General features: G+C 38.5%; 9 protein-coding genes. 8 read left to right on the top strand and 1 reads right to left on the bottom strand.

The features are described from left to right. Positions 1-210 precede the first annotated feature (210 nt). Entirely contained in the window at positions 211-705 is a 495-nt protein-coding gene (locus tag JOD18_RS19230) for a DUF6199 family natural product biosynthesis protein (RefSeq protein ID WP_204670739.1), read from the top strand. 1 nt (position 706) lies between these two features. On the opposite strand, the gene JOD18_RS19225 is transcribed toward JOD18_RS19230, so the two are convergent. After that, positions 707-1,324, bottom strand: a complete 618-nt coding sequence (locus tag JOD18_RS19225; RefSeq protein WP_204670738.1) for a TetR/AcrR family transcriptional regulator — start codon at positions 1,322-1,324, stop codon at positions 707-709. A 246-nt stretch (positions 1,325-1,570) separates the two neighbouring features. On the opposite strand from JOD18_RS19225, the gene JOD18_RS19220 reads away from it, so the two are divergent. The 7 genes from JOD18_RS19220 (at position 1,571) to rpoB (ending at position 12,272) form a co-directional block, all read left to right on the top strand. After that, complete coding sequence (locus tag JOD18_RS19220) at positions 1,571-2,182, top strand: TetR/AcrR family transcriptional regulator (protein ID WP_204670737.1); 612 nt, start codon at positions 1,571-1,573, stop codon at positions 2,180-2,182. A 139-nt stretch (positions 2,183-2,321) separates the two neighbouring features. After that, complete coding sequence (locus JOD18_RS19215) at positions 2,322-3,266, top strand: ATP-binding cassette domain-containing protein (protein ID WP_204670736.1); 945 nt, start codon at positions 2,322-2,324, stop codon at positions 3,264-3,266. Continuing rightward, positions 3,259-4,032, top strand: coding sequence for an ABC transporter permease (locus JOD18_RS19210; RefSeq protein ID WP_204670735.1), 774 nt, complete (start codon positions 3,259-3,261; stop codon positions 4,030-4,032). The genes JOD18_RS19215 and JOD18_RS19210 overlap by 8 nt, the downstream gene beginning before the upstream one ends. Positions 4,033-4,171: 139 nt before the next feature. Next, positions 4,172-5,092, top strand: a complete 921-nt coding sequence (locus JOD18_RS19205; RefSeq protein ID WP_204670734.1) for a macrolide 2'-phosphotransferase — start codon at positions 4,172-4,174, stop codon at positions 5,090-5,092. Between the two features lie 188 nt (positions 5,093-5,280). Next, positions 5,281-5,472 carry a hypothetical protein gene (locus tag JOD18_RS25135; protein ID WP_239588235.1) on the top strand — a complete coding sequence of 64 codons (192 nt, stop codon included), beginning with the start codon at positions 5,281-5,283 and terminating at the stop codon, positions 5,470-5,472. A 360-nt stretch (positions 5,473-5,832) separates the two neighbouring features. Next, the gene (gene ppsA, locus JOD18_RS19195) at positions 5,833-8,448 is read left to right on the top strand and encodes a phosphoenolpyruvate synthase (RefSeq protein ID WP_204670732.1); all 2,616 of its coding nucleotides are present in this window, start codon (positions 5,833-5,835) and stop codon (positions 8,446-8,448) included. A 287-nt stretch (positions 8,449-8,735) separates the two neighbouring features. After that, positions 8,736-12,272 (top strand): DNA-directed RNA polymerase subunit beta, encoded by a 3,537-nt coding sequence (rpoB, locus tag JOD18_RS19190; RefSeq protein WP_204670731.1) that lies wholly within the window; start codon positions 8,736-8,738, stop codon positions 12,270-12,272. The last annotated feature ends 351 nt before the right edge of the window (positions 12,273-12,623 follow it).

Here is a 12,623-nt window from a genome sequence, read left to right as displayed (position 1 = left end):
CACTCTCTATACTACCAAGGGGGATTCTTTTCTGTAAAATTGATTCTACGCTCATTTCCCCTCATATTTCTTCATTACAGGAATGCTTTCTATTGGAGTTAACTGCAAGAAATAGTGTAAGGGTTCTATAAGTCAGTTGATAATTGAGTTTTTTGGGCTACAGACATGTTATACTATTAATCTTGAGTATCTTGAAAGGAGGGCAACAAAATGAAACTTTTCATTTCAACCGTTTTCATCATATATATCAGTTTTTTTACCACAATATACATATCTGCAGAATCCTCAGAGGAAATTACATTAGATAGTGGAGAAATAGTAACCGTATTTCTTGAGAAACTCTCTGATGGCTACAAATATGAAGTAGAATTTGAAAACGGCCATTATTATTCCGAGGATCATTCAGCAGACGGAGGAATGGGTTTGTGGTCCCATTCGTTAACAGAAGAAGAAATATATTTAGCTAGAGAAGCAATTGATAAATATGAAGAAATACATGGAGATCCTGCTGACCGTTCTTCGATCAATCCAATAGGTATATTAGTAATTATACTCGGTTTATTTTTTGCCATTTTCCCTTATGCTGCTTGGTATTTAGAGATTGGATGGAAATTGAACAATGCTGAACCTAGTGATTTGGTTTTATTTTTTAATCGTGCAGGGGGGATCATTGGTATAGTTATTGGCTTATTTATTTTATTTTAATTTAGAATCTCGGATTAATCATTTTTTCTAGTGTGAAAAGCAAGACGTTTAATTGATCGTTTACTTTTGTTGTGTCATATCCCAATTGAAATGTGTCCAACATTAAACCATTAATAAATGAAATGAGGTATCGAGCAATGGCATTCGGAGGTACATAAGGTTCAAACTCTCCTTGTTCCATTCCTTTGTGAATGACACTCTCAATAGCTTCTATCGTTTGTTCATAACGTTTTGAAATATAGGGGAAGTTTTCTTTATTTTTTACATACTGTGAGGAGAGAAAAAACTCAGCTTTTGCATGCAGCAAGGATTGTTCTATTCCTTCAATATTGGACTGTTGTTCTTTAACCCAGCGCTCAATGCTTACCCATAATGGTTGTCCTTCAGTCATAATAAACATTTGAATATCTTGTTGATCATCATATTTAAGGACCTCAATAAACACATGGTCAATATTATCAAAATAGCTGTAGAATGCGCCTCTAGAGATTCCGGCTTTGTCCATAATATCTTGCATAGATGTGTGGACATACCCTTTTTGGATGAACACTTGTTTTGCGGCTTTTATCAATTCCTTTTTTCGTTCTTGTTTATATTCGTCACTAACTTTTGGTGTCATAGACCCACCTCCATAATCTATATGACAAAAAGGGTGCAAAAAATTATACACCTATGTCGTTTATAATGTTGATTATAGCGACACTAATATGTAGTTTCAATTATTTTGTATTGAATTCAATGATCCATTTCAAATGAACAAACAACAAATAACTTGACTCTATTTTGTACAGGGCTTACTCTTAGATTGAATATTTCAGTCAATATAAAAGATTATACTTTTCTAAGCAAAGGGAGAATGATATATATGTCACCAATAAATCAGGAGCAATTAGATCAGAAAAAAGCGGAGCGAAAAGAACAAATTATGCGTGCCGCTTTGAGAGTGTTTGCAGATAATGGTATTAAACTCACGAAAATAAGTATGATTGCCAAAGAAGCGAAGGTCAGTCATGGATTGATCTATCATTATTTTGATTCAAAAGAAGAGATACTTTATGAGAGTATAGAGTGGGCAATGGATCAAAATACGGTTGCACAATTTTTTCATAGTCTGAATGCAAGTGAGAAAAGTCCTCTGGAAAAAATTAAGGAATTTACTCAGTTTGCGTTTACAGAAAGTGATACAGGGACAAGCAGTATGGTTTTTCGAATCGTCCAATATTTAAATGGGGCTAATGGTTTACCTGATCATATCCACGAACTCGTGAACAAATCAGGACAATTCTATATCAAAGTCTTAGCCCCTTTATTTCTTGAAGGACAGAAATCCGGGGAGATCATTCAAGGAGATACCGAAGAACTGTTGGGTGTCTATTTAACTGTCCTTTCCAGTATAATGGCAGATGATCCATCATACTGGAAAGAAAACATGGAGAGGAAGGTGAGCATTCTTTTACGGATGATAGAAGTACGATAATATTAAAAAAAATATTGACATATCAATAAAACACCTTTATTCTTAATATTGACTGAATTAGTCAATCATTAATAGGTGTTTATTTTTTGCACTTATATTGATTGAATTAATCAATCTATATTTGAGAGGAGACAATTTTATGACTGAACCTGTTATTTCGGTAAAGAATATTAAAAAAAATTTCGGAAAGAAAACTGTTTTAGATGGCCTCCAATTTGAAGTAGCAAAAGGTTCTATTTTTGCGCTGCTTGGAGAAAATGGGGCAGGGAAAACCACCATGGTACGTATTTTATCAACCTTGATTCAAGCAGATAGTGGGGTGGCAACCATTGGCGGTTACGATACAAATCGGGAGTCTGCTTCTGTAAAAAAATTGATTAGTTTAACTGGGCAGTACGCAGCAGTAGATGAACTATTGACAGGTGAGGAAAATCTGCTGATGATGGGGCGGTTAAATCACCTGGATCGCCAGACAGTCAAAAAGCGTACGGCAGAACTTTTGGAACAATTTGATTTAAAAGAGGCAGCTAAAAAACGAGCACAATCCTATTCCGGCGGGATGCGCCGCAGGCTTGATATTGCCATCAGTCTAATCGCAAATCCACAAGTGATATTTCTTGATGAGCCGACAACGGGACTGGATCCACGCAGTCGCAAGAATATGTGGAACATGATACAGAGGCTTGCCGAGAGCGGCGTAACAATCTTTTTAACAACGCAATATTTGGAAGAGGCCGATCAGCTTGCAGATAAGATAGCTGTCATCAGCAGGGGAAAAATTGTTGAAGAAGGAACTGCCACAGAGCTGAAACGTTTGGTTGGAGAAGAAAAAATAGAATTCACGTTTGCTGATTTACCATCCTGCCAGAAAGCACTGGATCTTTTAGGAGGTCAAATCGACGTGAATGAAATGAGTATTACCATAACTACGGAAAGTTCACCGGAGAATATCCGTCAACTGTTGAACATGTTATATGAATCTAGTATACATCCGGCATCTTTCATCTTCCGTAAGCCGACATTAGACGATGTTTTCATGGAAATAACAAGTGATCATAAGAAAGGAGCTGTTGTTAATGGGTGAGTCTAAGTGGTACTGGGCAATTTTAGACGGTTGGGCCATGTCTATACGAAGTTTAAAACATATTTTCCGAGAAGCCGAATCACTGTTGATGGCCGTTGGTTTACCAGTAGCTATTATGATCATGTTTGTCTATGTTTTTGGAGGTGCAATTCAGACAGGGACAGATTATGTAAATTATGTTGTTCCTGGTGTTATCATTACATGTGTCGGATTTGGCAGTTCGATTATCGCGCTTAGTGTTACACAGGATATGGTTGGTGGTTTATTTGAGCGCTTCCGGACAATGCCGCTGCTTCCATCTTCTTTAATGGTAGGCCATGTATTCGGAGGTTTTGTTCGTAATGTGATTGCAACTACAGTAGCCATTCTTGTTGCTTTTCTTATTGGTTTTCGACCAGAGGCAGGCTGGCTGGAATGGTTAGGAGTGATAGGGGTCTTAACCCTCTTCATGTTATCGATTAGCTGGGTATTTGTGGTTTTTGGTTTACTCGTAAAAAGTGTGGAGGCAGCTAATGCTATTACGTTTCCAATGTTATTTCTGCCTTACTTGAGCAGTGCCTTTGTACCGACCGAGACGATGCCGTCGTGGCTTCATGCATTCGCGGAAAATCAGCCGATGACTCCGCTGATTGAGACATTGCGCGGCCTTTTGCTTGGAACTCCAATCGGCCATAATCATTGGTTGATGATTGCTTGGTTTGGAGGATTACTGATTGTATCAATGATTGTTGCTACCTTTTTATTTAAACATCGGAAAAGCGAATGAGATTTTTATAATGGAACTAATATAAAAGTAAAAAACTAAACCATGGTAAGTCGGTAAATTTAGAGTGTAAGTAAGGGATAAGTGTGCTCGGTCATTAATTATCCAACTTGTGACAAAAGTTTATCGGAGGTGCTTTAAAATGGGTCAACAAAAAAGTGTTGAAATCGCGGAATTAGCTAAACATCATGGAATTCAAGTAAAAGTTGATTCACTGCAATTTAATGATGATGGATTAGATTTCAACGTTGTGTTCGCAGAAGATATAGATGGTGCCAACTGGATATTAAGAATACCAAGAAGAGATGATGTTCTCCCACGCACTGTAACGGAACAAAATGCATTATCTTTAGTCCGTGAGTTTGTATCCTTTGAGATACCTAATTGGGAAGTATTTGAAAAGGATTTGATCGCTTACCAAGCACTTAGTGGGGTGCCAGCAGGAAAATTCACGACAGAGATTCAAGAATATGTATGGGGAAATGGTCAGGAAGAAATTCCTGAGCAATTTCATGAATCCCTAGCAAAAGCGTTAGCTGAACTTCACCAGTTATCCAAACATCGTGCAAAAGGTGCTGGATTACCCGTTGAGGAAGCAAGTGATTTAAAACTCATAATGAATAAGCGGATGCATCGTATAAAAGAGATGATTGGTGTAGGGGAATCATTATGGAACAGGTGGCAATCATGGATTGCTAATGAAGAAATCTGGCCTAATGAAACAGGTCTGATTCATGGTGACTTACATCCGGGTCACATACTAGTCAACAAGGAGACGATGGTAACAGGATTGATTGACTGGACGGAAGCAAGAGTAGCGGATGTGGCAAATGATTTTGTTTATTACTACACGGCTTTCGGCGAAAAAGGATTAAATTCTCTTATTGGTTATTATCATAAAGCAGACGGTAAGACATGGCCATTAATGAAAGAACATGTGTTGGAACTTGCGGCAGCGTATTTTCCAATCGAAATTGCCGAGTTTGCCATTGCTTCTGGAACAGAAGAACATGAAAAACTGGCAAAAAAATTATTGGGTGTATCCCAAAGTATTGATAACTAATTACCTTGAAAGTCAAAGTATTGTATGGCCTTTTTGATGAGATGATAAACACTTTCTAATTAAGGAAATACTGCACTAATCCAAAGCAAGGAACGAGTGATATAGATTGATATCCAGCGTGGTATTGCATTGTTCGGAATATTGACCACTAGTATGATATTATTTGTATCTATAATGATGGATTGGAATTGTACGGAGAAGTGGGTGACTTAACAGGATTCTTATTGACATGTGTCATTTTTGCAATCAGTTATCAGCAAATATTGGATGCGTCACTTTCACTTTGGTTCATGCAAATGGTTGTGGCATTTGTTGACCTATGGAAAATAGTAAAGCAACAGATTGAAATGATATTAGAAGTCTCGAATGGATATATTTAAGTAGAAGGTATAAATCTAAATCCAAGTAATGGACAGATTAGAGTCAAAAAAATAGGGTTTGTTCGAACCGATGTTAAGTTGAGTTCGAACAAACCTTGTTTTTTAAATATAAAGTTTATAGCAAAATGGATTGATTGTTATCCAAAACTATGATAAATTAATATAGATACACTAAAATATTATTATATTTGTCTAAACTTACCCTATCTTAATTATAGAACATTTAATCCTACTTAGTCAACCCTTATTTTTAAATTTTTTTTGGAGGGTTTAGTACTAAGAAAATAGAATTGCAGAAACGGAATTATCAATAAATAGGAGAATAACTTGGTTTAGTGCTGGACAAATGGGAGGGGAAAAATGAAAACATTCGTAGCAAAGTTTTGGGAGTTGGATAAAACACAGCTTATGCACGTTGGAGGCAAAGGATTAAATTTAGGAGAACTATTAAAAATTCCTGATCTTCAAGTGCCTGAGGGTTTTTGTATAACGACAGCCGGATATCAAAATGTTATCAGCAAAAATGATATATATATAAAATTATTGAATCAGCTAGTCGAGTTAAAAGCGGAAGACCGAGAAAGAATTAGCGAAATTAGCCAAAAGTTACGCCAAACGATTACAGAAACCGAAATCCCTTCCAATATGGTGAAAGAAGTCTTCCAGACACTCTCTGAATTTGGAGAAGAACATGCTTATGCAGTTCGATCCAGCGCAACTGCTGAGGATTTGGCAAATGCTTCTTTTGCCGGCCAATACGACACGTATTTAAATATTATTGGTAAAGAAGCTATTTTACAGCATATTAAAAAATGTTGGGCTTCCTTATTTACGGATCGTGCAATTACTTACCGGATACAAAACGGATTTGACCACAGTCAAATTTATTTATCTGTAATTGTACAAAAAATGGTCTTCCCTCAGGCTTCGGGTATTTTATTTACAGCAGATCCTGTTACTTCCAACCGAAAACAGCAATCCATCGATGCAGGTTTTGGGCTGGGTGAAACGTTTGTTTCTGGTTTGACATCAGCTGATTACTATAAAGTAGAAGAAGGAAAAATCATTGAAAAGATAATAGCAGATAAAAAATTAGCTATCTACGGACGAAAAGATGGAGGGACAGAGACACAACAGTTGAACCTAGAACAAAGAAAGGTTCAAACACTTACGGATCAGCAAATTTTACATCTAACCAGAATCGGAAGAAAAATCGAAACTCACTTTGGGCAGCCGCAAGATGTTGAATGGTGTCTTGTTAATGATACGTTTTACTTTGTCCAAAGTCGTCCTATTACCACTTTATATCCTATCCCTGAAGTGAATGATACAGATAAGCACGTTTATTTATCTGTTGGCCATCAGCAAATGATGACAGACGCGTTGAAGCCTTTAGGGCTATCTATATGGTTATTAACCACTCCCGCTCCAATGCACCAGGCTGGAGGGAGATTGTTTGTCGATGTTGCACCACGACTTACTTCACCTGACAGCAGGAAAATGTTGATAGAAACGCTTGGAGATTCTGACCCGCTTATAAAAGATGCCTTAATAAATATCATTGAACGAGAAGATTTGATAAAACCTTCGACAAATGCCAATAAAGAATCATTTAGTAACCACATGGCCAAAGATACGAATGTAATCGACTTTCAAGCACAAATTGAAAATGACCCTGCAATTGTTTCTGATTTGATTAGGGATAATCAACTATCAGTGGAAGCATTAAAACAGAATATCCAAACTTATTCAAGAGCAGAATTATTTGATTTTATCCTAGAAGATCTTCAGCAACTAAAGAAAATCTTATTTAATCCACAAAGTTCAAAGGTAATTATGACAGCTATGAATGCTTCCATATGGATTAACGAGAAAATGAATACATGGCTGGGTGAAAAGAACGCAGCAGATACCCTATCTCAATCTGTACCAAACAACATTACTTCAGAGATGGGACTGGAATTATTAGATGTTGCAGACCTCATTCGTCCATACTCGGAAGTAATTGATTATTTACAAAATGTTAAAGATGACGATTATCTGGATGAATTGCCAGCATTTGAAGGCGGTCAAAAAATCCAACATGCTATCTATACTTATCTGGATAAATACGGCATGCGCTGTGCTGGGGAAATAGATATTACCAAGCCCCGCTGGAGTGAAAAGCCATGTATACTCGTCCCGCTGCTTCTTAATAACATTATAAACTCTGAACCTGGTGCTAGTAAAATAAAATTTGAGAAGGGAAGACAACATGCTTTTATAAAAGAACAAGAATTACTTGAGCGCTTGCAACAATTACCTGAAGGGAAACAAAAATCAGAAGAAACGAAAAAGGTTATCAGCTTTATCCGGAATTTCACCGGGTACAGGGAGTATCCTAAATATGGAATGATCCAACGTTATTTTATCTATAAGCAAGCGTTATTAAAAGAAGCTGAACAGCTTGTACATGCCAATATTATTTATGAGAAAGAAGACATATATTACCTGCATTTCGAAGAACTTCATGAAGTGGTGAAAACTAAGAAATTGGATTACCAGATTATCAGGGAACGAAAAGATGCTTATAAATTATACGAAAAACTTATTCCACCACGTGTGATGACATCTGATGGTGAAATTATTACGGGTAATTACAAACGAGAAAATATACCAGATGAAGCGATAGTTGGTCTGTCTGTTTCTTCCGGAGTTATAGAAGGAAGAGCACGAGTAATCCTGAACATGGCGGATGCTGACTTGGGAGGTGAAGATATATTAGTCACTTCCTTTACTGATCCCAGCTGGACACCATTGTTTGTATCTCTCAAAGGGCTGGTCACCGAGGTTGGCGGACGGATGACTCATGGTGCAGTGATTGCGCGTGAATACGGCCTGCCAGCAGTAGTTGGAGTAGAAAATGCAACTAAACGTATAAAAGACGGGCAACGAATTCGGGTGCATGGAACAGAAGGATATATCGAAATATTGTAATTAGTGAATATTTCCACATCTAATCATCAGTATGTAAAGTATTCTTAAACGCTTTTAAATCTTTTAGACCTACTTTTCTTTCGTGTGTGCTGAAGGTTATAGAAAAGAAGTGTACAGGAATCGAAAACTGCAACCGACAGGACATTAACTTTTCAGCAATATGCTGAAAAAATTTTAGTATGATGTACAACTCAGGCTATCGCTATTAACAGTTGGCGATAATCCGGGTTTTTACATGAAACAGATATTATGATCTGTAAAAATATTTGATTTAAGGAGTGAAGCAATTGACAGGTCAATTAGTTCAGTATGGACGGCACCGCCAACGCAGGAGCTATGCACGTATTAATGAAGTGCTAGAATTACCTAATCTTATTGAGATTCAAACCGCCTCTTATGAATGGTTCTTAGAGGAAGGTTTAAGAGAGATGTTCCGGGATATCTCTCCAATTGAAGACTTTACTGGAAATCTATCACTTGAGTTTGTGGATTATCGTTTAGGTGATTCGAAATATCTTGTGGATGAAGCAAAAGAAAGAGACGTGACATACAATGCTCCTCTGCACGTGAAGGTTCGTTTAATTAATAATGAAACCGGAGAGGTAAAGGAACAAGAAGTATTTATGGGTGATTTCCCCTTAATGACAGATACGGGAACATTTATTATCAATGGGGCAGAACGTGTTATTGTATCACAGCTTGTACGATCACCAAGTGTCTATTATAACGAAAAAATCGATAAAAACGGAAAAAAAGGTTTTACTGCAACTGTCATTCCAAATCGCGGTGCATGGTTGGAATTTGAAACAGATGCGAAAGATGTTGTTCATGTCCGGATTGACCGAACACGAAAACTTCCGATCACTGTGCTTTTGCGTGCACTTGGTTTTGGGACAGATCGGGAAATTATCGATTTGATCGGTGATAATGAATACCTTCAGAACACGCTTGCAAAAGATAAAACGGAAACAACTGAAAAAGCACTGCTTGAAATCTATGAACGCCTACGTCCAGGCGAACCACCAACAGTTGAAAGTGCTAAAAGCTTATTGATATCCCGCTTTTTTGACCCAAAACGTTACGATCTGGCACATGTCGGCCGTTATAAAATCAATAAAAAACTCCATATCAAAAACCGTCTGTTCAACCAGGTTCTGGCTGAAACAATTGCCGACCCTGACACTGGTGAAGTTTTAGCAGAAAAGGGCGATAAGCTGGAACGTAAATTGCTGAACAAACTTATCCCTTATTTAGAGAGAAAAAAAGAAAAACTTGGTGAAAAGTTGCTTGAACCTCATGGAGGGATTCTTGGTGATGGAATTTCTCTTCAATCTATTAAAATTACAGACCCAACCGATCCAAGCGGCCTGAGAGAGCTCCATGTCATAAGCAATGGAAATGTCGAAAAAAACATTAAGAATTTAACACCTGCTGATGTTTTATCAGCAATCAGCTACTTTTTTAATCTTTTGCATCGTGTTGGAGATACGGATGATATCGATCATCTTGGAAATCGCAGAATCCGTTCGGTAGGGGAATTAATGCAAAATCAATTCCGTATCGGTCTGTCTCGTATGGAGCGTGTAGTGCGTGAAAGAATGTCCATACAGGAGACTTCCAGCGTTACACCGCAGCAATTGATCAATATTCGTCCTGTGACTGCTTCCATCAAGGAGTTCTTCGGAAGCTCACAGTTGTCTACGTTTATGGATCAAACAAACCCGCTGGCAGAACTGACAAATAAACGCCGTCTGTCTGCACTTGGGCCTGGTGGTTTGACACGTGAGCGTGCAGGGGTCGAAGTTCGCGATGTTCACTACTCCCACTATGGCCGTATGTGTCCAATTGAGACTCCTGAGGGTCCGAACATCGGTTTGATCAACTCGCTTTCCAGTTATGCAATAGTCAATAAATTCGGATTTATTGAGACACCCTATCGCAGAATCGATCATGAAACCGGCAAGGTAACCGAACACATTGATTATCTGACAGCTGATGAAGAAGATAATTATGTAATTGCACAGGCAAACGCACCATTAACAGAAGAGAAAACCTTTCAAAACGATGAAGTCATCGCCAGATTTGGCGGGGGAAACACGGTTGTTCCACGTGAGCAGATCGATTATATGGACGTTTCTCCTAAACAAGTTGTTTCAGCAGCGACTGCGTGCATTCCATTTCTGGAAAATGACGACTCTAACCGTGCATTGATGGGGGCGAATATGCAGCGGCAGGCAGTTCCGCTGATGAACCCGGAAGCTCCAATTGTTGGGACTGGTATGGAATATGTAAATGGGAAAGACTCTGGTGCTGCTGTTATTTGCCGTCATGATGGAGTTGTAGAATATGTGGAAGCGAAAACCGTTATTGTACGTCGTATTTCTGAAGTGAATGGCAAAGAAGTAGCAGGCGATGTGGACCGTTATGGCCTACAAAAATACAAACGTTCCAACCAAGGCACTTGTTATAATCAGCGCCCGATTGTTGCAGAAGGAGATCGTGTAATAAAAGGAGAAGTTCTTGCTGATGGTCCTTCTATGGAAGACGGGGAACTTGCATTAGGGCAAAATGTTCTTGTAGCTTTTATGACTTGGGAAGGTTATAACTATGAGGATGCTATTATTATGAGTGAACGTCTTGTTAAAGATGATGTATATACTTCTATTCATATTGAAGAGTTTGAATCAGAATCACGTGATACAAAGCTTGGACCAGAGGAATTTACTAGAGAGATTCCTAACGTTGGGGAAAGTGCACTCAAAAATCTTGATGAACAAGGAATTATTCGTGTCGGTGCAGAAGTAACGGACAGTGATATTCTTGTAGGAAAAGTCACACCTAAAGGAATGACAGAGCTTTCCGCAGAAGAACGCTTATTACATGCGATTTTCGGTGAGAAAGCACGTGAAGTAAGAGATACATCCCTACGCGTTCCCCATGGTGGCCATGGAATCGTCTTAGATGTAAAAATCTTTAATCGTGAAGATGGCGATGAGTTACCACCAGGTGTGAATCAGCTTATTCGTGTATATATCGTTCAAAAACGTAAGATTCACGAAGGAGATAAAATGGCAGGTCGACACGGTAACAAAGGGGTTATCTCCAAAATTCTGCCGGAAGAGGATATGCCATTCTTGCCAGACGGTACACCAATCGATATCATGCTGAACCCATTAGGGGTGCCATCACGTATGAATATCGGACAGGTGTTTGAGCTGCATTTAGGAATGGCTGCCAGACAGCTTGGATTACATGTAGCAAGTCCTGTCTTTGATGGAGCAACCGAGGAAGATGTTTGGGAAACCCTTGAAGAAGCTGGCATGCCGAGAGATGCGAAAACCATTCTTTATGATGGGCGCACCGGAGAGGCTTTTGATAACCGTATATCCGTAGGTGTTATGTATATGATCAAACTTGCACATATGGTTGACGATAAGCTCCATGCCCGTTCAACTGGACCATACTCGCTTGTAACGCAACAGCCGCTCGGTGGTAAGGCACAGTTTGGCGGACAGCGTTTTGGTGAGATGGAAGTCTGGGCATTGGAAGCTTACGGTGCTGCCTATACACTTCAGGAAATCTTAACGGTTAAATCAGATGATACGGTTGGACGTGTGAAGACATATGAAGCTATTGTAAAAGGTGATAATGCACCAGAACCAGGAGTTCCTGAGTCGTTTAAAGTACTCATTAAAGAGCTTCAAAGTCTTGGTATGGATGTGAAGATGCTCTCCGGCGATGAAGAAGAAATCGACATGCGTGAGTTAGAAGAGGAAGAAACCCAGCAGGCAAGCAAGTTTAATTTAGAAATACAAGAAAACTAAAAACTGCTTAGCGGCAGCAAAGGTTTGGTGGACAATTTATGCCGCACCTATTTAAAAGGAATGTGGACAAAGGAAAGCTATAAGGTACGATTAATCTCTGAGGGAACTCTTTTTGACATAATTTCACGGCTATTTAGTGAAGATATTGGGTAATCAGAAAATAGTGTGGAAGGACGGTTAAAAAGAACCCTCCTCTATTTCCTTAGGTAGTGTAGAAAAATTAGCATTATAGATTTCTTCGTATATCTCCTTTATATCCAGTTTATTCCCGGATTAGGAATTGATCAGATAACATTTTCCGACAGTAATTTCAACTTCTTTGAATTTCGTTTTAACTTTATGATAGCCAGC

It is taken from the genome of Gracilibacillus alcaliphilus (assembly GCF_016909015.1).
GTDB lineage: Bacteria > Bacillota > Bacilli > Bacillales > Amphibacillaceae > Gracilibacillus > Gracilibacillus alcaliphilus.
The sequence above is the reverse complement of the archived record's forward strand: the minus strand, read 5'-3'. Positions and strand labels throughout refer to the sequence as shown.